The organism is Longimicrobium sp. (assembly GCA_036387335.1).
Lineage (GTDB): Bacteria > Gemmatimonadota > Gemmatimonadetes > Longimicrobiales > Longimicrobiaceae > Longimicrobium.
In genome coordinates this window covers 1-26,665 of record DASVTZ010000037.1, presented here as the reverse complement: position 1 = coordinate 26,665, position 26,665 = coordinate 1, and the positions used below count along the sequence as shown (strand labels likewise).

20 protein-coding genes are annotated in these 26,665 nt (G+C 71.3%); 15 read left to right on the top strand and 5 right to left on the bottom strand.

The genetic code is table 11. From position 1 onward, the window contains the following. Both VF647_03405 and meaB read right to left on the bottom strand, forming a co-directional pair. Positions 1 to 1,151: methylmalonyl-CoA mutase family protein (locus tag VF647_03405; protein ID HEX8451115.1), on the bottom strand; the 1,151-nt coding region annotated here is incomplete at its 3' end. Between the two features lie 12 nt (positions 1,152 to 1,163). Then, complete coding sequence (gene meaB / locus VF647_03400; GenBank protein ID HEX8451114.1) at positions 1,164 to 2,231, bottom strand: methylmalonyl Co-A mutase-associated GTPase MeaB; 1,068 nt, start codon at positions 2,229 to 2,231, stop codon at positions 1,164 to 1,166. 365 nt (positions 2,232 to 2,596) lie between these two features. On the opposite strand from meaB, the gene VF647_03395 reads away from it, so the two are divergent. Beyond that, entirely contained in the window at positions 2,597 to 5,026 is a 2,430-nt protein-coding gene (locus tag VF647_03395) for an Ig-like domain-containing protein (GenBank protein ID HEX8451113.1), read from the top strand. A 353-nt stretch (positions 5,027 to 5,379) separates the two neighbouring features. Here VF647_03395 and VF647_03390 read toward each other — a convergent pair whose 3' ends face one another. After that, on the bottom strand, positions 5,380 to 7,212 hold the full coding sequence (locus tag VF647_03390) for a DUF4153 domain-containing protein (protein HEX8451112.1): 1,833 nt from the start codon (positions 7,210 to 7,212) through the stop codon (positions 5,380 to 5,382). 417 nt (positions 7,213 to 7,629) lie between these two features. Between VF647_03390 and VF647_03385 the strand changes: the two genes are divergently transcribed. The 12 genes from VF647_03385 to VF647_03330 all read left to right on the top strand — a co-directional run bounded on the left by VF647_03385 (position 7,630) and on the right by VF647_03330 (position 18,771). Continuing rightward, entirely contained in the window at positions 7,630 to 7,803 is a 174-nt protein-coding gene (locus tag VF647_03385; GenBank protein HEX8451111.1) for a Flp family type IVb pilin, read from the top strand. Positions 7,804 to 7,941: 138 nt separating this feature from the next. Continuing rightward, positions 7,942 to 8,451, top strand: coding sequence for a prepilin peptidase (locus VF647_03380; GenBank protein ID HEX8451110.1), 510 nt, complete (start codon positions 7,942 to 7,944; stop codon positions 8,449 to 8,451). Continuing rightward, positions 8,448 to 8,864, top strand: coding sequence for a TadE/TadG family type IV pilus assembly protein (locus VF647_03375; protein HEX8451109.1), 417 nt, complete (start codon positions 8,448 to 8,450; stop codon positions 8,862 to 8,864). The genes VF647_03380 and VF647_03375 overlap by 4 nt, the downstream gene beginning before the upstream one ends. A gap of 10 nt (positions 8,865 to 8,874) precedes the next feature. Next, on the top strand, positions 8,875 to 9,717 hold the full coding sequence (cpaB, locus tag VF647_03370) for a Flp pilus assembly protein CpaB (GenBank protein HEX8451108.1): 843 nt from the start codon (positions 8,875 to 8,877) through the stop codon (positions 9,715 to 9,717). A gap of 13 nt (positions 9,718 to 9,730) precedes the next feature. Continuing rightward, positions 9,731 to 11,095: a type II and III secretion system protein family protein gene (locus tag VF647_03365; GenBank protein HEX8451107.1), complete on the top strand. Its 1,365-nt coding sequence runs from the start codon at positions 9,731 to 9,733 to the stop codon at positions 11,093 to 11,095. A 15-nt stretch (positions 11,096 to 11,110) separates the two neighbouring features. Beyond that, positions 11,111 to 12,214 carry a pilus assembly protein TadG-related protein gene (locus tag VF647_03360; protein ID HEX8451106.1) on the top strand — a complete coding sequence of 368 codons (1,104 nt, stop codon included), beginning with the start codon at positions 11,111 to 11,113 and terminating at the stop codon, positions 12,212 to 12,214. After that, on the top strand, positions 12,214 to 13,491 hold the full coding sequence (locus VF647_03355; GenBank protein ID HEX8451105.1) for an AAA family ATPase: 1,278 nt from the start codon (positions 12,214 to 12,216) through the stop codon (positions 13,489 to 13,491). The genes VF647_03360 and VF647_03355 overlap by 1 nt, the downstream gene beginning before the upstream one ends. Further along, a complete protein-coding gene (locus VF647_03350) occupies positions 13,488 to 14,876 on the top strand; it encodes a CpaF family protein (GenBank protein ID HEX8451104.1) in 1,389 nt (462 codons plus the stop codon). The genes VF647_03355 and VF647_03350 overlap by 4 nt, the downstream gene beginning before the upstream one ends. Further along, positions 14,873 to 15,859 carry a type II secretion system F family protein gene (locus tag VF647_03345; GenBank protein HEX8451103.1) on the top strand — a complete coding sequence of 329 codons (987 nt, stop codon included), beginning with the start codon at positions 14,873 to 14,875 and terminating at the stop codon, positions 15,857 to 15,859. The genes VF647_03350 and VF647_03345 overlap by 4 nt, the downstream gene beginning before the upstream one ends. Before the next feature lie 139 nt (positions 15,860 to 15,998). Beyond that, positions 15,999 to 16,937: a type II secretion system F family protein gene (locus VF647_03340; GenBank protein HEX8451102.1), complete on the top strand. Its 939-nt coding sequence runs from the start codon at positions 15,999 to 16,001 to the stop codon at positions 16,935 to 16,937. A 4-nt stretch (positions 16,938 to 16,941) separates the two neighbouring features. Continuing rightward, complete coding sequence (locus VF647_03335; protein ID HEX8451101.1) at positions 16,942 to 17,289, top strand: DUF192 domain-containing protein; 348 nt, start codon at positions 16,942 to 16,944, stop codon at positions 17,287 to 17,289. A gap of 24 nt (positions 17,290 to 17,313) precedes the next feature. Beyond that, positions 17,314 to 18,771, top strand: a complete 1,458-nt coding sequence (locus tag VF647_03330) for a hypothetical protein (protein HEX8451100.1) — start codon at positions 17,314 to 17,316, stop codon at positions 18,769 to 18,771. Positions 18,772 to 19,191: 420 nt separating this feature from the next. Here the strand turns inward: VF647_03330 and guaA are convergent, their stop codons facing one another. Beyond that, positions 19,192 to 20,736: a glutamine-hydrolyzing GMP synthase gene (gene guaA / locus VF647_03325; protein ID HEX8451099.1), complete on the bottom strand. Its 1,545-nt coding sequence runs from the start codon at positions 20,734 to 20,736 to the stop codon at positions 19,192 to 19,194. A gap of 230 nt (positions 20,737 to 20,966) precedes the next feature. Here guaA and VF647_03320 point away from each other — a divergent pair, with 230 nt between their 5' ends. After that, the gene (locus VF647_03320) at positions 20,967 to 22,292 is read left to right on the top strand and encodes a putative glycoside hydrolase (GenBank protein ID HEX8451098.1); all 1,326 of its coding nucleotides are present in this window, start codon (positions 20,967 to 20,969) and stop codon (positions 22,290 to 22,292) included. Positions 22,293 to 22,550: 258 nt separating this feature from the next. Then, positions 22,551 to 25,085, top strand: coding sequence for an EAL domain-containing protein (locus VF647_03315; GenBank protein ID HEX8451097.1), 2,535 nt, complete (start codon positions 22,551 to 22,553; stop codon positions 25,083 to 25,085). A 159-nt stretch (positions 25,086 to 25,244) separates the two neighbouring features. Here VF647_03315 and lysA read toward each other — a convergent pair whose 3' ends face one another. Beyond that, positions 25,245 to 26,525 carry a diaminopimelate decarboxylase gene (gene lysA, locus VF647_03310; GenBank protein ID HEX8451096.1) on the bottom strand — a complete coding sequence of 427 codons (1,281 nt, stop codon included), beginning with the start codon at positions 26,523 to 26,525 and terminating at the stop codon, positions 25,245 to 25,247. Between the last annotated feature and the right edge of the window lie 140 nt (positions 26,526 to 26,665).

Below are 26,665 nucleotides of genomic sequence, written 5' to 3'. Positions count from 1 at the left end.
GTGTGCAGCGACTGCGTGCCGCCCAGCACCGCCGCCATCGCCTGGTAGGCCACGCGCACGATGTTGTTCTCCGGCTGCTGCGCCGTCAGCGTCACGCCGGCCGTCTGGGCGTGGGTGCGCAGGCGCCAGCTCTCCGGGTTCCTGCTCCCGTACTTGTCGCGCAGGTGGCGCGCCCAGATGCGGCGGCCGGCGCGGAACTTGGCGATCTCCTCGAAGAAGTCGTTGTGCACGTCCCAGAAGAAGGAGAGCCGCGGCGCGAAGTCGTCCACGTCCATTCCGCGCGCCACCCCGCGCTCCACGTACTCGAAGCCGTTGCGCAGCGTGTAGGCGAGCTCCTGCACCGCCGTGGCGCCCGCCTCGCGGATGTGGTAGCCGCTGATGGAGATCGGGTTGTACTTGGGCGCGTTCTTCGACGCCCACTCGAACATGTCGATCACCAGCCGCAGCGCCGGCTCCGGCGGGTACACCCACGCGTGCTGCGCCTGGTACTCCTTGAGGATGTCGTTCTGTACGGTGCCGCGCAGCTTGTGGAAGGGGACCCCCTGCTTCTCGGCCGCCACCATGTAGAAGGCGAAGAGGATGATGGCCGGGCCGTTGATGGTCATCGACACCGAGACCTGGTCCAGCGGGATCCCGGCGAAGAGCGTCTCCATGTCGTCGAGCGACGAGATGGCCACGCCGCACTTCCCCACCTCGCCCAGCGAGCGCGGATGGTCGCTGTCGTAGCCCATCAGCGTGGGGAAGTCGAAGGCCACCGAGAGCCCCGTCTGCCCGCGCTGCAGCAGGAAGTGGTAGCGCTCGTTCGTCTCCTCGGCGGTGCCGAAGCCGGCGAACTGGCGCATCGTCCAGAAGCGCGTGCGGTACATGGTGCCGTACGGGCCGCGCGTGAAGGGGAACTCGCCGGGGAGCCCCACCTTCTCGTTGTAGTAGCGCGCCTCCTCGGGCGACGGCTCGGGGCGGTCCAGCGGGGTGTAGAGCGGCTCCACCTCCACCCCGCTCACGCTGGTGAAGCTGTCGTCGCGCTTGGCGGCTCGCTCGTAGGCGCCCTCCCAGGCGGCCAGCCCGCTGCGCAGGGATTCCAGCTCCCGCTCCTTCTGGCGGATCTGCTCCAGGAGGTCGGCCGGCGGCACGCGCTGCTCCACTACGCTCATGATCTCTCTCCCCTACCGGGTTGGCACCCCAAGTTCCCCTACGATCCGCTCCGCCACGGTGTACGGCGAGTCGGTCCCCGCTTCCAGGGCGGCGAGGGAGGCGCGGAGGATCTCGTCGCCCTGGCCCCGCTCCCACACCAGACGCTGCAACCGCCGCTCCACCACGGCGCGCACCCGCTCCGCCAGGCGGCGCTGGCGCCGGCGCGAAAGCTCGCCCGACTCATTCAGATACCCCTGATGGCGGTCCAGCGTTCGCTGCAGCTCGTCCAGCCCTTTGCCGTTCTGCGCCACGGTGCGGATGACGGGGATCGCCCACCCGCCCTCGTCGCGCGCGTGGGCCTGCAACCCTTCGCGGGCGTGCTTCTGCACCGTCTTCAGCGACACGCCGTGGTGCCCCGCCGAGGCCGGCATGTCGCCCAGCCGCATGTGGAGCATCACCTCGATCTCCTGCGCCAGCTTGTCCGCCCCGGGCCGGTCCGCCTTGTTGATGACGAAGACGTCCGCGATCTCCATCAGCCCCGCCTTCATGGCCTGGATGGAGTCGCCGCTCTCCGGCACCAGCACGACGACGCTGGTGTCCGCCGTCCCCGCGATGTCCAGCTCCGTCTGTCCCACCCCCACCGTCTCCAGGATGACGCGCACGAAGCCGAAGGCGTCCAGCAGGTCGGCGACTTCCTTGCTGGTGGTGGCCAGGCCGCCCAGCGCGCCGCGGGTGGCCATGGAGCGGATGAACACCCCCGGGTCGGTGGAGATGTTGTTCATCCGGATGCGGTCGCCCAGCAGCGCGCCCCCGGTAAAGGGCGACGACGGGTCCACGGCCACGATCCCCACCCGCTCTTCGCGCTCGCGGTACATCATGGCGAGCTTGGAGGTGAGGGTCGATTTTCCGGCGCCCGGCGGCCCGGTGATCCCTATGCGCTGCGCGCGCCCCAGATCCGCGTGCAGCTCGTGCAGGAGCCGCTCGAAGCCGGGGCGCGTGTCCTCCACCAGCGAGATGGCGCGGGCCAGGGCGACGCGCTGCCCCGCCCGGAAGCGCTCCAGAAGCTCCTGGTGCGGCGAAGCCTTGATCGTTTCGGTCATGGGGCGAAAGGTGCCCCGCGCGCGGGGGGGATGTCAAGCGGCCGGGCTTGCTTTGCGGGGCTCGTGTGACGGCGCCGCGCACTCATCGGAACGCTTCTCGTGAAGAGGCGCGGAGAGGCTCGGTGCTGCCGCGGTGCCGCCCTTCGTTGCCAGGAATGGTGTGCGGGTTCCGCTCAGTGGCGCGTTATGCATGGTATTGCCGTTTTCGAGCGGAGGCGATTTCAGCCTTTCGCGCGGCGCTTTCGAAGATGATCTTGCTGGCGTAGTCCCGTGGCTCCGCGCAATGCGGGCCCCGCCGCCCACCGCCCGGTGCGCGGCGTAGCAGTCCCGTCCGGAACTCCTACCTCTGCTCCTGGAGGCACCCCTTGAACAACCGTCTTTCCTCGACCCTTGCACGCACGGCGGCACGGCTGGCGGCCGGCATCGTCGCCGTCCTGTCGCTGGCGTCGTGCGACACCACCGAACCGCGGCCCCGGGTCGCGGCGCGGATGGACATCGTCTCGGGCAACGGCCAGGAGGGCCGCGCGGGCGCCGAGCTCGCCAACCCGCTCGTGGTGAAGGTGACCGACGACCGCGGCCGTCCGGTGCGCGGCCAGACCGTCAACTTCCGCGTCCTGTCGGGCGGCGGCAGCATCTCCACGGGCACCGCGCAGACCGACGACCAGGGGCAGATCCAGGCACGGTGGACGCTCGGGAACTCCACCGCGGCGGCCGACAGCCAGCGGGTGGAAGCGCGCGCGGTGGATGCGTCGGGCGCGACGCTGGCCTCCGCTACGTTCAGCGCCATCGCGCGCCCCGACGCCCCCGCCGGGTTCACGGCGGTGGGCTCCACCACCCGCAGCGGCACCGCGGGCTCGGTGATCCTGGACTCGCTCGCCGTGCGCGTGACCGACCGCTTCGGCAATCCCATCCCGAACGTGGACGTGACGTGGTCGGCCACGAGCGGCGGCACCGTCTCGCCCGCCTCGACACGCACGGATGCGTCGGGCGTGGCGAAGGCGCGCTGGACGCTGGGCGGCTCCGCCACCACGCAGACCGCCACGGCGACCGTGGCCGGCCTGGGCTCGGTCACCTTCACCGCCAGCGTGGGCACGGGGACGGCCGCACGGGTCATCATCAACCCGCGCTCGCTCCGCTTCACCACGCTGGGGCGCCAGGAGCAGGTGACGATCACCGCGGTGGACGTGTACGGCAACCAGATCTTCGCCCCGGCCACGCTGATCACGCGCAACGCCGCGGTGGCCACGCTGGAGGGCGCGCCCGTGGTGCGGGCGCGCGGCAACGGGAGCACCTTCCTGGTGGCGACGGTGCAGGGCGTCTCCGACAGCATCCCCATCGTGGTGCAGCAGGTGGTCGCGGCCGTCGGCGTTTCGCCGGCTTCGGCGTCCATCTTTCTCGGCGACACGGTGCGCTACCGCGCCACGGCGGTGGACTCGTCCGGCTCCCCGGTCACGAACGCGCAGTTCACCTGGCGCACGGGCTCGGCCGCCGTCGCCACGGTGGACGCGGCGGGGCTGGTGAGGGGGACGGGCGTGGGCACCACCACCGTGTTCGCCGCATCGGGCGGCGTGGAGGCGAGCGCGAGCGTCACCGTCCGCGCGACCTTTGCGGCCACCGTGCTGGAAGCCGGCGCCTTCCACACCTGCGCGACCAGCGGCGGCACCACCTACTGCTGGGGCTCCAACGCGACCCGCCAGCTCGGCTCGAACTCGCCCACCACGGGCACCCCGCAGTCGGTGGGCATCGGCACGGCCGTGCTGCTCGCCGGGGGTGGGCCGGGGGTCACGTCGCAGCACGACATCGGCCAGACCTGCGCCGTCGTCGCCGGGGGCCCGGTATATTGCTGGGGGAACGACATCAATCGCCAGATCAGCGGCACGCCCGCCACTGAGGTCTGCCGGTTCAGCGCGAGCTTCAGCTATCCGTGCCGCGTGACACCGGAGCCGGTCCCGGGGCTCAGCAACGTCGTGTCCCTCACCTCGGGCGCGCTCCACTCCTGCGCGGTGAACTCGGCCGGCGAAGGGTACTGCTGGGGGAGCAACCGCTACGGCGAGCTCGGCACGGCCGTCCCCGTGACCGACACGTGCGAAGCGGAGGGGCCGATCGGTGGGCGGACTACGTGCAGCGCCACCCCGCTGCGGGTGGCGAGCGTCCCCGCGCTCCGGGAGATTTCGGCGGGCGCGGCGTTCACCTGCGCGATTTCGACGACGGGGGATGCGTTCTGCTGGGGAAGGAACGACACCGGACAGCTCGGCACCCCCACACCGGGAGCGACTTCCACGCCGGTTCCCGTTACCGGCGGCTCCGGGCTGGCCCAGATCAGCAGCGGCTTCTCGCACACCTGCGCCGTGAGGACCGACGGGCGCATCGTGTGCTGGGGCGCGGGCGGCTCGGGCCAGCTCGGCAACGGGAGCACCTCCAACAGCACCACCCCGGTGCAGGTCGCGGGGAGCCTGACCTTCCGCTTCGTGACGGCCGGCGCGGCGCACACCTGCGCCCTCACGACCGGCGGGGCCGCGTACTGCTGGGGGAACAACACCAACGGCAAGCTGGGGGTGGGGCCGGACGTGACGCAGTCGACGGTGCCCATCGCGGTGGCCGGCGGGTTCACGTTCTCCAGCATCTCCGCCGGCGTGGACCACACCTGCGGCATCGCCACGCCGTCCAACCAGGTGTTGTGCTGGGGCTCCCGCAGCCAGGGCCAGGTCGGTGGTACGCCGACAGTCGGGGCTTACTTCACCCCGCAGCGCGTCCCGCCGCCCGCCGGCGCCGCACTGAGGGCCCTCCGCCGGTAGCAACGACGGCTGGCCGGTGAAAAAGGAGGCACGGAGAGGCGCTCTCTCCGTGCCTCCTGTTTTACCGGCCAGTGAACTCGCTGCAACAACAGCACAAACTCCGCCTTCGCGGACTCCCGGAGAAGATCCACCCGCGGCGCGATTCATCGTGCCCACCCTCTCTCCCCCCAACGCACAGACCCAGTAGGGGCGGACCGGCGTGGCCGCCCACCGCCGGCCCCACCTCCACCCCCGCCCATCGCACCGCAAACCCCTGTAGGGGCAGCCCCGCGTGGCTGCCCGTGCCCCGCCCCGCACCGCCCCCCGCCCTCCGCACCACCCCTATCACCGCATCGGGTTTCCTCGTCGCCATCCTACGGCCGCGCGATGAGCATCGCCTCGACGCGCGAGAGCGTCAGCGGCGCGTTGGGCTCGGGGCGCGTGCCCTCGTCCCCGCCGCCGTCGAAGTTCACCGTGAGCACCACGAGCTCGCCACGGGCGCGGCCGGCGGCGTCGGTCAGCGGAATCCGCGCTTCCTCGAGCTCCAGGTCGGCGGTCCCAGAGAGCACTTCGCAGCCGCCGTTGCCGCGCTCGCGGAGAACCGGCGCGAGGGCTCCAAGATCGGCGCGCGCCGTCCACGGCGTCGCACCCGGCACCGTCACGACCACGGCGTTCGCGTCCAGCGTCAGCGTCGGCGCACCCGGGGCAGGGGCAGGCAGGCGGTCCGAGTTGACGAGGTACACCGTTCCGCCGCCGGTCGGAATCGGAATCCCCCTGGGCAGCAACCCGTGGAAGCTGCGGGCTGCCGGGCGCTCGCATCCGGCACGCACCCCGAGCGCGTTCACGACCCCCCACCCGGACTCGTACCCGCGAAGCCGCACGCCCAGCACGCGCCCCGTCGCCGCGGCGCCGTGCGAGTCGTAGAGGTAGGCGAGCGTCCCCGTGACGCGGTTGTGCTGCTCGGTCGTGAGGATGGTGAACGTCTTCGCGTTTTCCCGGGGCGGAAGCAGGGGCCGCACCAGGCGCCCGCCGCGCATCAGCCCGGCCTCCAGCAGCGCCGCGCGCAGGCGGGCGCTCTGGTCGCGGCGCGACACGGCCTGCGCGCTCCACGGTCCCACCGACCCCAGCAGCAGCGCGGCGGCCAGCACCGCCGGCACCGGCGACAGCAGCGGAGCGCGGCGCCGCACCAGGCGCACCGTCCCCCACACGGCAAGCACCGCCAGCGCCACGAGCACCAGCAGGCGCAGGTAGCGGAACTCCGTCCACCCGTACTGGTCCTGGCGCACCCCCACGGCCCAGATGGGGAGCGGAAGGAGGGGCAGCAGGAGCGCCGGAAAGAGGCGGACGAGGCGCGCCACCCCGCGCGTCTCGGGATCGTCCTGCAGCGGCTCCAGGAAGATGCCGCCCAGCAGCCCCGCCAGCCCCGCGAAGAGGACGATGGGCGACAGGGTGTTCCTGGGGAGGTCGCCCGTGGCCGCCACCTTGATGGTGTAGGCGAAGAGGATCGCCAGGTACACCACCAGCACCACCGCGTACAGGTAGCGGCCCGCGCGGCGCACGGCGGTCAGCGGGGAGCTGCCGTCGCCCGCCGCGGCCAGCACGGGCACCCCGCCGGCCACCACCCAGGGGACGAGCGCAAAGAAGACGGCGCCCGCCAGGTCCTGGTACAGGTGCTGCGGCCTGGGCAGCTCGAAGAGCGACGTGACCGCCGCCACCGCCCCGGCGAGCGCGGCGAAGAGCGCCGCGCCGTACAGCCCCACCGCCAGCATGCGGCCCAGCAAAAGGGCGTCGAAGCGCCACAACCGCCGCCGCCGGCCGGCCTCCTCGCCGGGGAAGGCGGCCAGCAGCAGCGCCAGCCACGCCGCGCACCCCATCGCCAGCGCCCTCCACCCCTCCGATTCCAGCCGGGGGCTGAAGATCCAGGTGGCGTACGCCCCCACGAACGCCAGGGCCAGCGCCGTGGCGCCCCAGCGCGCGCCCGGGGAGAGCAGGCCCCGCGCGCGCAGCACGCTCGCGCCGAACACCAGCGGCAGCGCGATGACGGCGGCCGTGAAGACGCGCACCCACCAGTTCGCCTCCTCCTGGCGGATCGAGATGGAAAAGGCGACGGCGAGCGCCACACCCATCAGCACCTCGACCGGGGCGTAGGCGAAAGCGTCGCGCGCGTCGCGGAAGTACGCGCGCAGGGCGGTGCCGGGGAGCTTCATGGCGGAGTCCTGGAGCGGAGGGGGGAGGGACAGCGGCAGGGGGAGAGAGCGTGCGCGGCCGCGTGCTCATGCATCCTGCAACAACCGTGGCGCGTGCGCAACAGTGTGGGACTCAGGTGTCCCAATTGCCCCACCGCGCAATCCCGTACGAGGAAGGCCGCTTTTCGAAGGGTCTTGCTCCGCCATCCGTTTATACGAAAAACGGTTTTACACTTCCGGGCTCCAGAGCGCCTTTGCGATGGCTAAATCGTAGCGGTGGCGCGGAAAAATTCGGGTTCCGGATGGAAAGATCCTTTCCATCTGCAACGAAATATTGCAACGAAATTGCGGCACATCGATTGCCCTTTCCGCTGCCGTCCAGGAGGGACTCTGGGACAGAAACCCCACACAATAGGCCCGCTGGGCCGGGAGGACGAGATGAAGGCACTCTGGAACCAGTTCCGTCGCGACGAGTCGGGGCAGAGCCTGGTGGAGTACGGGCTGGTGATCGCGCTGGTGGCGCTGGCCGTGATCGGCGCGCTCGTGATCTTCAAGGACAAGATCGCCGCCGTCTTCACGCGCATGGGCAACACGCTGGACACGGTAGGCTGAGCGGCAAGCGGTTGAAGTCGGCCGGGGCGCGGGTTCCCGGCCGGTAGGCGGTACGAGAGCGATTGGGATGGGACGCGATCTCCGGCTTCACTCTGTGATGCTGGCACGTACCACCCTGCGCTTCGAAACGGAGGACTCATGCTTCCCCTGATCAACACCACCATCTTCGTCGCCCTGCTGGTGCTCGCCGCCGGCACGGATCTGCGCACGGGCCGCATTCCCAACAAGCTCACGGGTGCCGGCCTCGCGGCCGCCCTCGTCCTGCTGGCGCCGAGCGGCCCCGCGGCGCTCCTGGGCGGCGTGGCCGGAGCTGCGCTGGCATTCGCCCTCACCTTTCCGCTCTTCGCCGTACGCGCGATGGGCGGGGGCGACGTGAAGCTGCTGACCGTGGCGGGCGCCTTCCTGGGCACGGGGCGCGTGGTGCCGGCGCTCCTGATCACCGCCGTCGCCGGCGGCGTGCTGGCGCTGGCCGAGGCGGGGCGCCGCGGAGCCATCCTCCCGGTCCTCTTCCGCTCACGCGAGCTGGTGGGGCACTGGGCGACGGGCGGGCGCAGCGGGGAGCGGCTTACGCTGGCCTCGCCGGGCGCGGTGACCATCCCGTACGGGGTGGCGATCGCGGTGGGGTCCCTGGCCGCGTGGTTCCTGTGAGCCGCGCCGGGCTCTTCCGCCGGAGCGACGAGGGACAGGCGGTCGTCGAGTTCGCGCTGATCGTGCCGGTGCTGATGCTGCTGATCGTCGGCGTCTTCGAGTTCGGCCGGGCGTGGAGCGCACACCAGGCCGTGACGGACGCCGCTCGCGAAGGGGCGCGGGTCGCCGTCATCGCGGATCCCGCGGTCACCGAGGACTCCGTGAGAAAGGTGGTGCGCAACGCGCTCACCGCGGTCTCGCTGGACGCGGACCTGGCGGAGATCGAGCTCACGGGGGTGAACGCCCCCACCGGAGAGCCGGCGCGAGTGGCGGTGAGATATCCGTACCAGCTCACCTTTCTGAAGTCGTTGAGCAGGACCAGTGGCGGAGGTGCCGTCACCCTGGGAACGGCGTTCGTGATGCGCAACGAGTGAGGCGGGAGCGATGAAAAGGCTGTGGGTGGTACTCGGAATGGCGCTGGCCTCCGGAGGCGGAGCGGCGTACCTGGCGGCGGGATACCTGGAACCGGCCCCCGCCGCGGCGGCGCGCCCGGAGCCCCGGAGCGACCGCGTGGCCGTGGCGGCGCGCGACCTCCCCGCCGGCTCCGTCCTCACCTCCGCCGACGTGCGCCTGGTGGCGTGGCCGGCCGACGCGCTCCCCGCCGGCTACGCGCGCACGGCCGCCGAGGTGGTGGGGCGCGGCGTGGTGACCCCGCTGCGCACCAACGAGCCGCTCATGGCCGGCAAGCTGGCCCGCAAGGACGCGGGCGGCGGCCTCCCCATCCTGATCCCCGAAGGGATGCGCGCCGTGAGCGTGCGGGTGGACGAGGTGATCGGCGTGGCCGGCTTCGTCACCCCCGGCACCCGCGTCGACGTCCTCGCCACCCTCCCGGCCGGGCAGGACCGCATCGCGGGAACCCGCCTGGTCCTGCAGAACGTGCAGGTGCTGGCCGCCGGCCAGTCGATCGCGCGCGACAACGACGGGAAGCCCCAGGCCGCGGCGGTCATCACCCTGCTTGTGCTTCCCGACCAGGCCGAGATCCTGGCGCTGTCCTCGGCCGAAGGGCGCATCCAGCTGGCGCTCCGCAACACGATGGACGGCACCCAGGTGAGCACCGGCGGCATCCGCACCACAGGGCTGCTGGGGAACAGCGCGCCACCGCCCGCCCCGCCGGCCGTCCGTGCCGAGCGGCCCGCCCGCGCCCCCTCCACCGCGCCGGTACGTGCGCGGACGGGACGGAGCGTCGAGATCTTCCGGGGGAGCGACCGCTCCGTCACCACCTTCTAGAAGGCGAGGGACCATGCGATACCCCTTCTTCATCCGCGGCCGGGCGGTCACTTCGCCGGCACGGGCCGCCCTGCGCCTGCTGGCGCTGGCGGCAGGGGTGCTCGCGCTCCCCGCCGCGGCACAGCGCACCGCACCCCCCGCCGCCCCCGCCGCGCAGCGGGTGATCCCCGCCGGCGACCGCGTGGTGGTGGTGGCCCGCGGGCAGACGGCGCTCCTGGTGCAGCCGGTCGCCCTCGCCCGCCTCTCCATCGCGGACCCCGAGGTGGCGGAGATCTTTGCGGTGTCGCCGCAGGAGATCCTGGTGAACGGCAAGAAGCTGGGGACCACCTCGCTGATGCTGTGGGACGCCAGCGGCGCCCACCGCCTCTACACCGTGGAGGTGACGCCGGACATCCGCGGGCTGGAGCAGACGCTGCGCACCCTCTTCCCCACCGAGCGCTTCACGGTGCTGGCCAGCGGCAACAGCGTCGTCCTTTCCGGCACGGTGAGCAGCGCCGCCGTCGCGCGCCGCATCCTGGAGATCGCGGGAGGCTCGGGCGCCACCATCGTCAACAACCTCTCCGCGCCGGCCGCGTCGCAGGTGCTGCTGCAGGTGCGCTTCGCCGAGGTCACGCGCTCGGCGGTGAGCGAGCTGCGCACCCAGCTCGGCGTCAACACCCGCGGCACCTTGGGCGGGGTGGACGAGGGAGCCGTGCAGACGCTTTCCGACGGGCTGGTGAAGCTCTTCCTGCTGGGCGGCAACACCCGCATCGAAGCCTCCATCACCGCCATGCAGTCGCGCGGCCTCTTCCGCAGCCTGGCCGAGCCCAACCTCCTGGCGCTGGACGGGCAGGAAGCCTCGTTCCTGGCCGGCGGCGAGTTCCCCTTCCCCGTGGCGCAGGGCAGCGGCAACAACAGCAGCGTCACCATCGTCTGGAAGGAGTTCGGCGTCCGCCTGCGCTTCAGGCCCACGGTAGGCACCGACGGCACCATCCGGCTCAAGATCGCGCCCGAAGTGTCGTCGCTGGACTACTCCAACTCGCTGCGCATCGAGGGCTTCCAGATCCCCTCGCTCCTCACGCGCCGCACCGAGACCGAGGTGGTGCTGCGCGACGGGGAGTACCTGGCCATCGCCGGGCTGCTGAACAACGTGCTGGAGAACAACAACTCGCGCATCCCGCTGCTGGGCGACCTGCCGGTGCTGGGCTCGCTCTTCCGCTCGCGCAACGCGCGGCAGGGGCGCACGGAGCTGCTGGTGCTGGTGTCGCCGCGCATCGTGCAGCCCACCAGCGGACCGCAGCCGGTGCCCACCGGCGAGCCCGCCAACTGGGAGTGGGACCGCTCGCTGCGCGGCGCGCAGCCGGCCAACCCGCCCGCGCAGCCCGCCGCGCGTCCCTGAGAGGAGGGTGAGACCGTGATCCGCTTCCGCACCCGTCTCCGCGACCGCCAGGGCTCCACGCTGGTCCTCCTGGTCGTCGCCATGCTGGGTATCCTCTCCATGATGGCGCTGGCCATCGACATGGGGATGCTGCGGACGGCTCACGGCGAAGCTCAGCGCGCGGCCGATGCGGCGGCGCTGGCGGGGGCATCCGCCTTCATGGAGATGGGCGCGGACGCGGCGGCGCTCGCCGCGCCGACGCGGGCGAAGGACTTCGCCATCCTCAACACCGTGCAGGGCAAGGCGTTCGCCGCCGACGAGGTGGTGGTGACGGTGGACAAGGCCAAGCGCACGGTGCGGGTGAGGGTGCGCAAGCCGGCGGTCCCCACCTGGTTCGCGCGGATGTTCGGCGTCAGCAGCGCACCCGTGAGCGCCCGCGCCGCGGCCCACGCCGTCCGCGCCCCCACCTCGCGCTGCATGAAGCCGTTCGTGCCGCCCGACCTGTGGGCCGAGCAGGACGACGACGACAACGGGAACCGCGTGTGGGATCCCGGGGAGAAGTGGGAGTTCGAGCCGGAGAAGGGCGACTTCTACAATCCCGGCGGGCCCGGAGGCACTTCGGACAAGCCGGAGACCGGCTATGGGAGCGGGTACCGCGGGACGGACAACGACCGCGGGCGCAAATTGATGCTGACCGAGAGCGCCCTCAACGGCTTCGCCAACCTGTGGGCGATGCCGGAGACGGAATGGGGAGACGACGAGAAAGGCGGGAACGCGCTGCGCCAGAACATCAACACGTGCAACTCCACCCCCATCAAGATCGGCTCCACCTACGCCCTGCTGAGCGGGATGAAGACGGGCCCCATCCTTCAGGGGGTGACGGACCTGGTGCTGCGAGACCCCACCGCGCGCTGGGACGAGGCGAGCGGCGAAGTGGTTGGGTCGCTCTACGCGGACTGGATGAAGAGCCCCCGGGTGATCCGCGTGCCGCTGCACGACCCCGCCGAGCTGACGTCCAAGAAGGAGAGCGTGGTGTTCAGGAAGTTCGCATGGGTCTTCCTGGAGCCGCCGGGCGGCCCCGCCGACCCCATCGTCGCACGGTTCGTAGAAGTCGTTCGTGTCCTTCAGCTGGTGGAATGATGCCCTTTGCAGCCCCCCCCTCCGCCGCCGCCTCGCTCCTGCGCTGCGCGGTGATCTCCACCGACGAGGCGTTCCGCGCCCGCGTCCGTGAGGTCGCCGTGCCCGAGCGCGGCGTCACGCCCCCGCTGGAGATCCCGGTCCCCTTCAACGAGCTCGGCGACGGGCACCTGAAGGCGCTCCGCGACGCCTCGCCCGAGGTGATCTTCCTGGACGTGGGGCAGCACCCCGCCACGGGGATCAACCTCGCCCAGTTCCTGGCCGAACAGAACCCCCACGCCCGCCTGGTGGCGGCGGGTCCCGCGCTCTCGGCCGAGGTGCTGATGGCGGCCATGCGCGCCGGCATCTCCGAGTACCTGCTGAAGCCCGTCTCCGGCGAGGAGGTGGCGCACGCGGTGGAGTCGACGCTGCGGCGCACGCGCGGCACCGAGGCCGAGGCGCAGCAGCAGCCGGGGCAGATCTTCGCCTTCTTCGGCCCCAAGGGCGGCTCGGGCTCCACCACGCTCGCCACCAACCTGGCGATCCACCTCCACCGGCTCACCGGCAAGCGCACGCTGCTGGCCGACCTGGACCTGGAGCTGGGCGAGGTGGCGCTGCAGATGGGTGTGGACCCGCGCTTCAACTTCGCGGACATGGTGAGGAACTTCCACCGCATGGACGCGGAGCTGCTGGCCTCCTTCATCGAGCGCCACAACTCCGGCGTGCACCTCCTTTCCGCGCCGTACCACCCGGAGAAGGCGGAGGTGGTGAGCGGCGACCGCATCTCCAAGATCCTCCTCTTCCTGAAGCAGCACTACCAGTACGTGGTGGTCGACACCTCCAACTCCTTCTCGCCGGCGACGCTCGCCACGTTCGAGCACGCCGACAAGATCTTTCTGGTGACCCAGGCGGACCTGCAGTCGCTGCGCAACATCAAGCGCTGCGCGCCGCTGCTGGAGCGCACCATCGGCGGCGGCGACCGGGTGAAGCTGGTGCTGAACCGCTACCGCACCAGCGACGCCATCAAGCCCGAAGACATCGAGAAGACGCTGGGGATGAAGGTGGAGTGGACGATCTCCAACGACTACGAGGCCGTGGTGAGGTCGGTGAACTCCGGTACGCCGATCGTGCTCAACGGCGACTCGCGCTACGCGCAGGACGTGCGCTCCATGTCCGCCTCCATCGCGGGGCTGGCCGGGAGCGCGGAGCCGGCGGGGGGCCGCTTCATCCGCGCCCTCACCGACCCGCTGATGCGCGTGCTGCGGCGCTCCACCCCGCAACAGCCTGAGGTGGCGGTATGATGCAGAGCTGGTTCAGCGGCGCCGCGCCTGTCGCGCCCGCGCCGCCGCGCACCCCCGCGCCGTGGGATCTCCCGGCCGTCGAGGTCGTGCAGTCGGGCCCCTCGCTCCTGCAGGAGACCAAGGCCCGCATCCACCGCAAGCTGCTGGAGCGGCTGAACCTGTCGTCGCTGGACGCGCTGGAGCGCGACCGCGCCGTGGCGGCCATCCGCGGCGTGGTGCACGAGCTGCTGGCGCTGGAGTCCGTACCGCTCAACTACGACGAGCGTGAAGAGCTGGTGCGCCAGGTGCTGGACGAGATCTTCGGGCTGGGGCCGCTGGAGCCGCTGATGCAGGATCCCGAGATCTCGGACATCCTGGTCAACACGCACAAGAACGTGTACGTGGAGCGGCACGGGCGGCTGGAGGAGACGGACATCACCTTCCAGGACGACCGCCACCTCCTTCAGGTGATCGACCGCATCGTCTCCGCCGTCGGCCGCCGCATCGACGACTCGTCGCCGATGGTGGACGCGCGCCTGGCGGACGGGTCGCGCGTGAACGCCATCATCCCGCCGCTCTCCATCGACGGGCCGCACCTCTCCATCCGCAAGTTCAAGCGGGACGCGCTGGCCGGGCAGGACCTGCTGCGCACCAAGAGCCTCACCCGCCCCATGCTGGACCTGCTGGCGGCGGTGGTGGGGTCGCGCCTCAACATCCTGATCTCCGGCGGCACCGGCGCGGGCAAGACGACGATGCTCAACATCCTGTCGTCGTTCATCCCGTCCACGGAGCGCATCGTCACCATCGAAGACTCGGCCGAGCTCCAGCTTCGCCAGCCGCACGTGGTACGGCTGGAGACGCGCCCGCAGAACATCGAGGGCTCGGGCGAGGTCACGCAGCGGCACCTGATGGTGAACGCCCTGCGCATGCGCCCCGACCGCATCGTGGTGGGCGAGGTGCGCGGCTCGGAGGCCATCGACATGCTGCAGGCGATGAACACGGGCCACGAGGGGTCGCTCGCCACATTGCACGCCAACACCCCGCGCGACGCCCTGGGCCGCCTGGAGACGATGGTGTCGATGGCGAACCTGAACCTGCCGGAGAAGGTGGTGCGGCAGCAGATCGTCAGCGCCATCGACGTCGTCATCCAGGTGAACCGCCTTTCCGACGGCACGCGCAAGGTGATGACGATCTCCGAGGTGGTGGGGATGGAGAGCGACATCATCACCATGCAGGATATCTTCGTCTTCGACAAGCAGGGGATCGCGCCCAACGGCGCGGTGCTCGGCGACTACCGCGCGACCGGCATCCGTCCGCGCTTCGCCGACCGGCTGGAGGAGAACGGGATCCAGCTTCCCTCGGACATGTTCGCGCAAGGGGCTCCGATGCGGCGGGAGGCGTGGTGAGCGGCGCATCTCCCGCCATCCCCGCGCTGCTGGCCGGGACGGCGGCCGCGCTGGGGACCGCCGGCGTGGTGCTGGGCGCCGAGTGGGCGCGCGCCCGCCGGCACCGCAACACCGTGCTCCGCCAACTCCGCCAGCTCGCGGACGAGCGCGGCGCCGTCGTGTCCAATTCTTCGGCCGAGCCCCTGCTGCGCGACGCGCTGGAGTCTTCGTGGCTCAAGATGCTGTCCACGCGCATCCCCCAGCTGCGCGGCTTCGGGCCGCTGCTGCAGCAGGCCGGCCTCGTGTGGAACGAGCAGCGCTTCCTGGTATCGATGGCGGTGGGCGCTCTGTTCGGCGGGTTGATCGGCTGGGCGATCGGCGGGCCGGGGGTGGCGCTGATGGGGGGCGTGGCGATCGGCGGCTTCCTTCCGTACGGCTACGTGCGGCGGGTGAGGACGCGCCGGCTGCGCAGCTTCGAGGAGCAGCTTCCCGAGGCGATCGACCTGCTGGGCCGCGCGATCCGCTCCGGCCACCCGCTCTCGGCGGGGCTGCGCATGGTGGCGGAAGAGAGCGGGCAGCCGCTGGGCGGCGAGTTCCGCCGCGTCTTCGAGGAGCAGAAGTTCGGGCTCCCCTTCGAGGACTCGCTCACGGGGCTGGCCGCGCGCGTGCCGCTGGTGGACGTGCGCATACTGGTGACCGCCGTCATGATCCAGCGCGACGTGGGCGGCAACCTGGCGGAGATCCTGGACAACCTGTCGCACCTGATCCGCTCGCGCTTCACCATCCGCCGCCAGCTCCGCACCTACACGGCGCAGGGGCGGATGAGCGGATACGTGCTCGGCATCCTCCCGATCGCGGTGGGGTTCATGATCTTTGCGCTGAACCCGGAGTACATCATGACGCTCTTTCGGGAGCCGATCGGCAGGGTGATGGTGTGGTCCGCCGCGGGGCTGCAGTTCCTGGGTTTCCTGTGGATCCGGCGCATCGTGGACATCGAGATTTGACAGCTAGTGCTAAGTGCTAAGTGCCAAGTGCTAAGTGCTAAGTGCTAAGTGCTGGAAAAGCGGTTCAGGACTTAGGACTTAGGACTTAGGACTGTAGTTCAGGACTCCCGCTCAGATCCACACCCCGGAGACCGCCTCAATGATTTACGCAATCGCAGCGATGATCGGGCTCTCGGTGGTCCTCCTGGTGATGGTGGCCGCCGAGGTCGCGGCCGGCCACTCCCGCCGCATGGCGGTGCGCCAGCTCGCGCAGCTCGACCGCGGCGCCGCGGCCGCCGCCGTCATGGCCGGCGACGGGCAGGCGGGACCCGGGCCGGTGCAGCGCTTCGGCGAGTGGCTGCACCGCGTGGGCGAGTGGAGCCGCGGCGGGAACACCGACGTCGGCAGCGTGCAAAAGGTGCTGGTGGAGGCGGGCTTCCGCGGCCCCGGCGCCGCCACCGTCTTCCGCGGCGTGCGCGTGGCGCTCCCCATCGCCGCGGGGGGATCGGCGGTCCTCTTCCTCCCCTTCTTCGGCCTGGGGACGGGGGGCTCGCTCTTCGCGGCGGTGTGGATGGCCGCGGCGGGGTGGATCGCCCCGGGCTTCTTCGTGGGCCGCCGCGCCAGGTCTCGCCAGCGCGAGATCCAGCGCGCCCTGCCCGACGCGCTCGACCTGCTGGTGGTGTGCGTCGAGGCGGGGCTGGGGCTGAACCAGGCGCTGATGCGGGTGTCGCAGGAGATCCGCCACGTGAGCGCGCTGATCGGCGACGAGCTGGGGCTGGTGAACCTGGAGATCCGCGCCGGCGTGCCGCGCCCCGATGCCCTGCGCAACCTGGGCTCGCGCACCGGCGTTCCCGAGCTGCGCTCGCTGGCCGCCATGCTGATCCAGACCGACCGCTTCGGCACCTCCATCGCCCAGGCCATGCGGGTGCACGCGGACACGCTGCGCACCAAGCGCCGCCAGCGCGCCGAGGAGGCCGCCGCCAAGACCACGGTGAAGCTGGTCTTCCCGCTCGTCCTCTTCATCTTCCCGGCGATGTTCGTGGTGCTCCTGGGCCCCGCGGTCATCCAGATCAGCCGGGTGCTGGGGAACCAGGGGTGAAGGCGTGAGGCGGGTCAGCATCGCCAACGACACGCGGGGGAGCGTGCTGGGGGCGAGCGTGGCGGTGGCGGACCGCTGGTGGCTGCGGCTGCGCGGCCTGCTGGGGCGCCCGCCGCTCGCGCCGGGCGAAGGGCTCCTGCTGGACCCCTGCCGCGCCGTGCACATGCTGGGGATGAGCTACCCGCTGGACGTCGCGTTCGTGGACGACCGCCGAACCGTGGTGGCGACGTACCACGGGCTCGCGCCCCGCGCCCGCACCGGGTGGCACGCCGCCCGCTACGCGCTGGAGCTCCCCGCCGGCACGCTCCGCGACACCGGCACCAGCGCCGGCGACACGCTCCGCTGGACCTGAACTCTCTGCTGTGGACTGACTCTGATGAACGATCGCGGGGCACGAGCCGGGATTCTTGATGCGGGAGCGAGCCTGTTCGGCGCGCTCCCCTTCCGGCGTTGGGGTGCCCTGTGCGCGCTCGTGCTGGCCGCTTCCACCGGCGCCCTTCCCGCCGCCGCGCAGACGTTCTGCGCCTCGGCCGGTTTCACCAACTCGCGCGCGGAGCCGCCGCTGCTGGACGCCTTCACCGTGCTCTTCCGGCAGAACGGCGTCTCCTTCCACGCGCGCGTGGAGACGGACCAGGCCTCGCCCGGCGGGCGGCTCGTGATCCGCAACGGCAACACGTACGACGTGGAGCTCAGCTACGACGTAGTGGTGACGGGAAGCGCCGCGCCCGTGTCCGCGGAGGGGCGGTGCGCCCGCATCCGCGCCGGGGAGTACGCGGTGGATGCGGACGCGAACACGGTGATCCGCTACGAGGGCGGCACGCCCGCGGCCGTGCGGGTGCGCAACCTCCGCATGGCGCGCGTCGCGTCCGCGGGCGAGGCGATCAAGGCGGCCGCCGCTCCCGCGCCGGCCACTCCCACGGCCACTGCCGCGGCGCCGGCATCGTCCGCCGAGCTGAACCAGTACCGCTGCGGCGACGGCGGGGCTCCCGGGCAGCGGGCATGCAGCACCGCCTTCATGGCCGCCGCCGCCCGCGCCGCCGCGGAGGCGGGGCGCTTCTCCGGCACCACCCGCGAGTGCCTGCTGGAGTACGCGGCTCTTCAGGAATCCGCCGCCACCCTGATCCGCGCCTCCGACGCGCGCGGCGACAGCCTGCGTCTGACGACCCCGGCCTGCTACCACCGCGGCGAGGCGCGCTGGGGCTACGAGGCGCTCGCCGCCTCCTGCCCGCACGGCGCGTGGACCGCCGCGAATGGCGGGCGCGTCGACTGCGCGGCCGCGGCGCACCTCGCCACGACCGACTCGCTGCGCCGCGACTCCGCCGCGATGCCGCCGAACCCGGCCGAGGTGGCGGCGCAGGGCTTCTCGGCGGGGCTCCTCCTGCTTCAGCAGGGCCTCGCCCCGGAGGCGGAGAGTGAGTTCCGCCAGGCGCTCACCTTCACCCCCGCCGACCCGTCGCTGCACGCCGCCCTGGGCACCGCCCTCGCGCAGCAGCAGCGCTGGACCGAGGCCGAGGCCGCCTACCGCGCCGCCGTCTGGCTGGATCCGTCGAACACGGAGTTCGCGGGCATGCTTCGCGGTCTCCGCGCGCGCGGCGTCCCCATCGCACAGACCGCCATCCACGACTACACCGGACCGGCTCGCGCGCTGCCGGTCGCGGTGGAACCGGCCGTCACGCGCCGGGTCAACATCCCCGCGATCATCGCCGCGACGTTCAAGATCATCTTTGCCACGGCCCTGACCGCCGCCGGGCTGCTCCTCCTCTTCCCGGTGCTCTCGGCGCTGTACCTCGCGCTGCTCTGGGGCGGCGGGCGGATTCTGCGGCTGGGGACGTGAGGGTGGGCGCCCGAATGCCGGGGTGAACGCCGGGGGCTAAAGCCCCCGGCTGGAACTACGCGAAGGTGGCTAAAGCCGGCTTGAGATACACGGCATCAGACCCGGAGTCCGCGAAGGCGGGCTCTTCGTGTTTTCAGCGGCGGATTCGGTTCGAATTGCGGGGTGCGACGAATGGTCGGGCACGGGCAGCCACGTGGGGCGGCCCCTACCAGATCGGTGTGCCTGGGGCAGGAGTCGGGGTGCGGGCAAGGGTGGGCAGACACACAGGTCTGCCCCTACGGGTTTTCGGTGGTGGAAGCGTTGGTCGGTGGCGCGATAAGGGTAGGCGCGATGAATCGCCGAATGTCTCCCCCCTCTCTCGATAACAGAGGCGCCAGCCTCTCCTGTTATCGGGAGAGGGGGGCCGGGGGGGTGAGGGCCTCACTCCCACTCGATCGTCGCGGGGGGCTTGGAGGAGATGTCGTAGCAGACGCGGTTGATCCCCGTCACCTCGTTGATGATGCGGGTGGAGATGCGGGCGAGGACGTCGTGCGGGAATGGGTACCAGTCGGCCGTCATCCCGTCGCGGCTGGTGACGGCGCGGAGGGCGCACACGTTCTCGTACGTGCGCTCGTCGCCCATCACGCCCACGCTGCGCACCGGCAGGAGCACGGCGAAGGCCTGCCAGATCTCGTCGTACAGCCCCGCGACGCGGATCTCTTCGAGGTAGATGGTGTCCGCCTGGCGCAGGATGGCCAGCTCGCGCTCGTCCACCGGGCCGAGAACGCGGATGGCGAGGCCGGGGCCGGGGAAGGGGTGGCGCCCCACCATCTCCTCCGGCAGGCCCAGCTCGCGACCCACCTGCCGCACCTCGTCCTTGAACAGCTCGCGCAACGGCTCGATCAGGGCGAACTTCATGTCTGCCTTCAGGCCGCCGACGTTGTGGTGCGTCTTGATGGTGGCGGAGGGGCCCTTCACCGACGCGGACTCGATTACGTCCGGGTAGAGCGTCCCCTGCACGAGGAACTGGGCGTCGCCGCCGAGCCGCGCGGAGGCGTCCTCGAAGACGTCGATGAAGGTGTGGCCGATGACGACGCGCTTCCGCTCGGGATCTTCGACGCCGCGCAGGCGCTCCAGGAAGAGGGCGGAGGCGTCCACCACCTCCAGGCGGATCCCCATGTGTGCGCGAAAGGTGCGCTCCACCGACTCGCGCTCGCCCGCCCGCAACAGCCCCGTGTCCACGAAGATGCAGGTGAGCTGGTCGCCGATGGCGCGGTGGACGAGCGAGGCGGCGACCGACGAGTCCACGCCGCCGCTGAGGCCGCAGATGACCTGCGCATCGCCCACCCGCTCGCGGATCTTCTCCACCTCGTTCTCGATGTACGACCCCGCCGTCCACGTAGGCTGGCAGTGGCAGATGCGGAAGAGGAAGTTGCCGATGATGTCCGCGCCGCGGACGGTGTGCGCCACCTCCACGTGGAACTGCACACCGTAGATCTCGCGGTCCGGCGCGCGGAAGGCGGCCCACGGCAGGTCCGGCGTGCTTGCCAGGACGCGGTATCCCGGCGGCGGCTCCACCACGTGGTCGCCGTGGCTCATCCACACCATCGTCTGCTCGCCGGGGGTGAAGCCGGCGAAGATCCCCTCCGCCTCGCGGATCTCCACGTGGGCGCGGCCGTACTCGCGCCGCCCGCGCTCCACCACGCCGTTCTCCAGAAAGGTGATCAGCTGCATCCCGTAGCACACCCCCAGCACCGGCACCCCCATGTGCAGCAGCTGCGGGTCGGCGGTGGGGACGTCCTCGCCGTAGACGGAGGAGGGGCCGCCGGAGAGGATGATGCCGCGCGGCGCCCACTCGCGGATCCACTCCAGCGAGCGGGTGGGCGGATGGATCTCGCAGTAGACGCGCTCTTCGCGGATGCGCCGCGCGATGAGCTGCGTGAACTGCGAGCCGTAGTCGATGATCAGGATGCGGTTGGGATCCACGGGTCGTCCGCCATGGTTTTGTGGAGGGCCGGAGCGCGTCCGGGAGCGCGGCAAAATACGCGCGGCGCGCGGGCGCGGCAAAGGGGCGTACGACCCCCTTTCGGAATGGCCTCGGCGGCACCATTTTCGCATGGGCCGAAATACGGGTGTTTGCGTGCTCCGCCTCTAGGCCGAAGCATCCGATTCGCCCGCCTCCCATCCCAGCCCGCGCCTTGCAAGTGCAGTCCCCGATGAGCCGCATCGTCCCCGTCCGCGCGGCGAGCATCGCCGCACTGGTGCTCGCCTCCGCGTGCACCGACCTGTCCCCACGCCCGTCGTCCAGCTCCCTCGCGGCGCTCGCGGCCGGATTCGTCAGCTCCGAGGCCGAGGCGCGCCCGGCTCCGAAGCCGCGCCCGGAGCCGCCCGCGCCGCGAAAGTCCGTGCCGCGCATCGTGCGGGGGATCTACGTCAGCTCGTACGCGGCGGGGAACCCCGTGTCGCGCAACAAGCTGCTGGCGCTCACCGACACCACCGAGCTGAACGCCTGGGTGGTGGACGTAAAGGACGAGGACGGGGTGCGCTTCCACAGCACCGTGCCGCTGGCGCGCGAGGCGTCGCACTGGGGCAGCATTCCCGTGCGCGACCTGCGCGGCCTGGTGGACACGATGAAGGCGCACGGCATCTACCCGATCGCGCGCGTGGTGGTCTTCAAGGACCCGCGGCTCTCCCGCGCGCGGCCGGACTGGTCGATCAAGACGCCGAAGGCCGATCTCTGGCGCGACCACCAGAAGATCACCTGGGTGAGCCCGTGGGACCGCCGGGTGTGGGACTACAACATCGCCGTGGCCGAGGAGGCCGCGCGCGCTGGCTTCCGCGAGATCCAGTTCGACTACGTGCGCTTTCCCGAGGCGTACCGGTCGCTCCCCACGCAGGTGCACCCGCAGGCCGCAGGCGAGCGCGGCGACGCGATCGCCGCCTTCCTCAGCGAGGCGACGCGCCGCCTGCGTCCGCTGGGCGTCACGGTAACCGCGGACGTCTTCGGGCTGTCGATGAACGAGTCGCGCGACGTGGGGATCGGGCAGCAGTGGGAGCAGCTCTCGTCGCGCATCGACGGGCTCCTGCCGATGGTCTACCCGTCGCACTACTTCCCCACGCACCTGGAGGGGGTGTCGCGCCCCAACCGGATGCCGTACGAGACGGTCTTCCGCTCGGTGGGGATGGGCGTAATCCGAAACCAGCGGCTGGCCGCCGCGGGACAGGAGCCGGCGCGGATCATCCCGTGGCTGCAGGCGTTCACCGCCACCTGGAACGACCGGTCGTTCAAGTACGGCCCGCAGCAGGCCGCCGCGCAGATCCGCGCGGTGCACGACCTGGGGCTGGAGGACTGGATCTTCTGGCACCCGTCGTCGAAGTACGACGCCATGGCCGGCGCCTTCGCCCGCGAGGCGGTTCCCCAGGCGCGCCGCTTCACCCCGCCGGCTTCGCTGGTGCGCACGGTGGACCGCTTCGACCGCGAGGGCGCCGCCGCCATGCGCCAGCGCCTGTCCGCCCCGCCGAGCGCCGCACTGGGCCAGTAGCCGCGCCGCACGCGCTCGCCGCCGCCCCTTCTCCTTTTTGTTACAGGGGGAAGGGGCGGTCTCTTTTGGGGATGTCGTGGCGCGATGTGGCGGCTGTGAAGTTTTGATGCAGAAAGCACGAACCCCGTGGATAGTGCAACGAAAGTTGCCGAAAAACCCCTGAAAAACCTAGCTTTTTAGCCAAACATTCGTGGCACGGCTCTTCCTTTAGCCACGGTCCGATGCACGATTTTCGGAACCGCGAATGGAAGCCCGCCCATGTATCCGCCCACCCCCTCCCGGCGCGTCCTCGTCCGCCTCGCAGCCCTCGCCGCGTGCGTCTTTCCGGCGACGGCGCTCCGGGCGCAGGAGCCGGTCCCCGTGGCTTCGCTGCTGCGCGAAGCGGACGGCAGCCGCGCCGGACGCACCGTCACCATCTCCGGCACCATCACGGCGGCGCCGGGCGCGGTCGAGCGGGGTGAGCGAACGGCCGTCCTGCAGGACAGCACGGGCGGGATGCTCCTGGCCGCGCGCGACACCGTGCTCCTTCCGCGCGACCTGGCGGTGGGCGACCTGGTGGAGGTGCGCGGCCGTCTGCGCATGCGCAACGGCGGCGGGCGCCTGGCGGTCACGAAGCTGCGCCGGCTGGGCAACGGCGTGGTCCCCGAGCCCATTCCCGTGCTCGCGCGCGAGCTGGCGGCGGGGAGCTACCAGGGTCAGCTCGTGCGCATCGTGGGCGAGCTGGTGATCCCGGCGGACATCATGAAGTCGCACGCGGGGCTGGCGGTGAAGGACCACTCCGGCACCGTGCCCGTGCGCACCCCGGCGCGCTTCTTCGAGGACCGCGCCTTCGTGCGCGGCCTCGTCGCGTCGCGCGCGGTGGAGCTGGTGGGGGTCGCGGGGCGTTCGGAGGCTGGCTTCGAACTGGCGGCGCGCCAGCCGGATGACTTCGTGCTGGTAACGGCGCCGTCGTACGGGCGGTTCGCGGCCGGGGCGGTGGTGCTGGCGCTGCTGGGCCTCTCCCTCTACTTCTGGCTGCAGCGCCGCCGCGCGGAAAAGTGGGCCGGCGAGATGGCGCTCCTCTCCGAGAACCTGCGCGACTCCCGCGAGGCGCTGCGCAAGAGCGAGGAGCGCTACGCCCTCGCCGCCGATGGCGCCAACGACGGGCTGTGGGACTGGGACCTGCTGCGCGACACCATCCACTTCTCCCCGCGCTGGAAGCAGATGCTGGGGTACGCGCCCGACGAGATCGGCACCGACTGGCGCGAGTGGTTGGACCGCGTGCACCCCGACGACGTGGAGGACCTGCGCGCCGAGATCGCCGGGCACATGGAGGGGCGCAGCTCGCACCTGGAGAGCGAGCACCGCGTGCGCCACCGCAACGGCGAGTACCGCTGGATGCTGACCCGCGGCCTGGCGGTGCGCAGCGAGTCGGAGACGGTGTACCGCATCGCCGGCTCGCAGACCGACATCCACGCGCGCAAGATGGCGGAGAAGCAGATCCTGCACGCGGCCGGGCACGACACGCTCACGGGGCTCCCCAACCGCCCCTTCGTGCTGGACCTGATCCGGCGCTCCATCGCCCGCGCCAAGCGGCACCCCGAGTACCACTTCGCCGTCCTCTTCCTGGACTTCGACCGCTTCAAGCTGATCAACGACAGCCTGGGCCACGTGGTGGGCGACGAGTTCCTGGTCGCCATCGCGCGGCGCCTGCAGGCGTGCGTGCGCCCCGAGGACACCAGCGCGCGCCTGGGCGGCGACGAGTTCGTGGTGCTGCTGGACGGCATCGGCGGCCTGAACGACGCCACGCTCGTGGCGGACCGCATCCAGGAAGCGGTGGGGAAGGCCTTCCCGCTCGCCGGCCACGAGGTGTTCACGAGCGCCAGCATAGGCATCGTGCTGAGCGACAACGGCTACGACGAGCCAGAAGAGCTCCTTCGCGACGCGGACCTGGCGATGTACCGGGCCAAGGCGCGCGGCAAGGCGCGGTACGAGATCTTCGACGTTGACATGCACGCGGCCGCCATGGTTCGCATCCGCCTGGAGCACGACCTGCGCAAGGGGCTGGAGCGCGGCGAGTTCCGCACCTACTACCAGCCGATCCTGGCCGCGCTGGACGGGCGGGTGGTGGGCTTCGAGGCGCTGGTCCGCTGGCAGCACCCCACGCTGGGGCTCCTGGAGCCGACCAACTTCGTCCCCTGCGCGGAAGACACGGGGCTGATCGTGGGGCTGGGCGAGTGGGTGCTGCGCGACGCCTGCAGGCAGACGCGCGAGTGGCAGGACCGCTTCCCCACCCTGCCGCCGCTCACCATCAACGTGAACGTCTCCGGAAAGCAGCTTCTCGTCCCCGGCCTGGCGCGCACGGTCGACGAGATCCTCAACGAGGCGGGCCTCGACGCCTCCTCGCTGAAGCTGGAGCTGACGGAGAACGTCCTGGTGGAGCACACGGAGATGCTGGACGCGGTCCTCCTCCAGCTCCAGGCGCGCGGCGTGGAGCTGCAGATGGACGACTTCGGTACGGGCTACTCGTCGCTGAGCTACCTGCACCGCTTCCCCATCAGCACGATGAAGATCCACCGCAGCTTCATCGACCGGATGACGCGCGACGAGGAGGGGAAGGAGATCGTGCGCACCATCATCAACCTGGCGCACAACCTCCGGATGCAGGTGATCGCCGAGGGCGTGGAGACGGACGAGCAGTTCGCCGAGCTCAGGTCCCTACGCTGCGACTACGTGCAGGGCTACCTCTTCGCCGACCCCATGCCCGCCGTCATCGCCGAGGCGATGCTCAGCGCGGAGCTGGTGGGCTGCTGAGCGAAGCTGCCCAACAAACCGAATGCCCGCCCGGGGGCTGAAGCCCCCGGCTGGAACCACGGGAAGCCCACTGAAGTGGGCTCGAGTGGCGTGGCGTTCGACCGCGAGTCCGCGAAGGCGGACTTTGTGCTTTTGTTGCAGCGAGTTCACTCGCCCGGCCTACCCCAACAAATCCATTTCCGCCGCCACCATCTCCTCGTAGTTCTCGCGGCGGCGCACGAGGGTCGCGTCGGCGCCGTCGACCATGACCTCGGCGGGGCGGGGGCGCTGGTTGTACTGGCTGCTCATGGAGAAGCCGTACGCGCCGACGGTGTGGATCGCCAGGAGCTCGCCGGGCTTGGGGAGCTCCATGTCGCGGTCCAGCGCCAGGAAGTCGCCCGTTTCGCAGATGGGGCCCACCACGTCCACGCGCGCGGTCGAGCGGCCCTGCGACACGGCGGGCTCCACCGCGTGCCAGCCGCTGTAGTGGCTCGGGCGAAGCAGGTCGTTCATCCCCGCGTCGGTGATGACGAAGCGCTTGCCACCGCCCTCCTTCACGTAGATGACGCGGGTCAGCAGCACGCCCGCTTCGCCCAGGATGAAGCGCCCCGGCTCCACCACGAGCTTCAGCCCCGTCTCCGCGATCTCGGGGAGGAGCGACTCCGCGAAGCCGGCGCCGGTGATCCGCTCCTCGCCCTGGTACGCGATCCCCAGCCCGCCGCCCAGATCCAGGAACTCCAGCGGGATGTCGTCCTGCTTGAGGGCGTGCACCAGGTCCAGCACGCGGGTCAGTGCGCGCTCGAAGGGGCCCACCTCCATGATCTGCGAGCCGATGTGCACGTCCACCCCACGCACCCGGATGCCCGGCATCTTGGCGGCGATGGAGTACAGGTTGCGCGCGCGCTCGTACGCGATGCCGAACTTGGTGGCCGCGTGGCCCGTGCGCGTGTACGCGTGGGGCGTGGGCGTGTCGATGTCCGGGTTCACGCGCAGCGCGATGGGCGCGCGCGTGCCCATCGCGCACGCCAGGTCGCTGAGGGCGCACAGCTCACCCTCGCTCTCCACGTTGAAGGCGTAGATCTCCGCCTTGAGCGCAGCGGCCAGCTCGTTGACCGTCTTCCCCACCCCGCTGTAGACGATGCGGTCCCCGGGGATGCCGGCCAGGAGCGCCCGGTGCAGCTCGCCGCCCGAGACCACGTCGGCGCCCGCGCCCATCTCCGCCAGCGTGCGGAGCACCGCCAGGTTGCCGTTCGCCTTCACCGAGTACGCGATCAGGTGCGGCACGGGCGCGAGCGCCTCGTGCAGCTCCTGGAAGCGGTCGCGGATGCCGTTCTGGCTGTACACGTACAGCGGCGTCCCCCAGCGCGCCACCAGCTCGCTCACGGGTACGTCCTCGCAGTGCAGCACCCCGTCGCGGCGGGGAAACATCTCGACGCGCGTGGCGGGCTCAGCGGTAGCCATGTCGGTGCGGTCCGGGGATGCGATGGGGGCGGAGCGAGGAAGATAACGCGGCGGGCGGCGGTGGGAAAAGGCTGGCCCTCACCCCCGCTCGTTCCTCGCTGCCCCCTCTCCCGATAACAGGAGAGGGCTGCGCCCTCGCC

Bases quoted from the DNA above. Each gene is read 5' to 3' on its own strand.
- meaB (HEX8451114.1), bottom strand. From the start codon at position 2,231: ATGACCGAAACGATCAAGGCTTCGCCGCACCAGGAGCTTCTGGAGCGC.
- VF647_03390 (HEX8451112.1), bottom strand. From the start codon at position 7,212: ATGAAGCTCCCCGGCACCGCCCTGCGCGCGTACTTCCGCGACGCGCGC.
- VF647_03385 (HEX8451111.1), top strand. From the start codon at position 7,630: ATGAAGGCACTCTGGAACCAGTTCCGTCGCGACGAGTCGGGGCAGAGC.
- VF647_03380 (HEX8451110.1), top strand. From the start codon at position 7,942: ATGCTTCCCCTGATCAACACCACCATCTTCGTCGCCCTGCTGGTGCTC.
- cpaB (HEX8451108.1), top strand. From the start codon at position 8,875: ATGAAAAGGCTGTGGGTGGTACTCGGAATGGCGCTGGCCTCCGGAGGC.
- VF647_03365 (HEX8451107.1), top strand. From the start codon at position 9,731: ATGCGATACCCCTTCTTCATCCGCGGCCGGGCGGTCACTTCGCCGGCA.
- VF647_03355 (HEX8451105.1), top strand. From the start codon at position 12,214: ATGCCCTTTGCAGCCCCCCCCTCCGCCGCCGCCTCGCTCCTGCGCTGC.
- VF647_03350 (HEX8451104.1), top strand. From the start codon at position 13,488: ATGATGCAGAGCTGGTTCAGCGGCGCCGCGCCTGTCGCGCCCGCGCCG.
- VF647_03340 (HEX8451102.1), top strand. From the start codon at position 15,999: ATGATTTACGCAATCGCAGCGATGATCGGGCTCTCGGTGGTCCTCCTG.
- VF647_03330 (HEX8451100.1), top strand. From the start codon at position 17,314: ATGAACGATCGCGGGGCACGAGCCGGGATTCTTGATGCGGGAGCGAGC.
- VF647_03320 (HEX8451098.1), top strand. From the start codon at position 20,967: ATGAGCCGCATCGTCCCCGTCCGCGCGGCGAGCATCGCCGCACTGGTG.
- VF647_03315 (HEX8451097.1), top strand. From the start codon at position 22,551: ATGTATCCGCCCACCCCCTCCCGGCGCGTCCTCGTCCGCCTCGCAGCC.
- lysA (HEX8451096.1), bottom strand. From the start codon at position 26,525: ATGGCTACCGCTGAGCCCGCCACGCGCGTCGAGATGTTTCCCCGCCGC.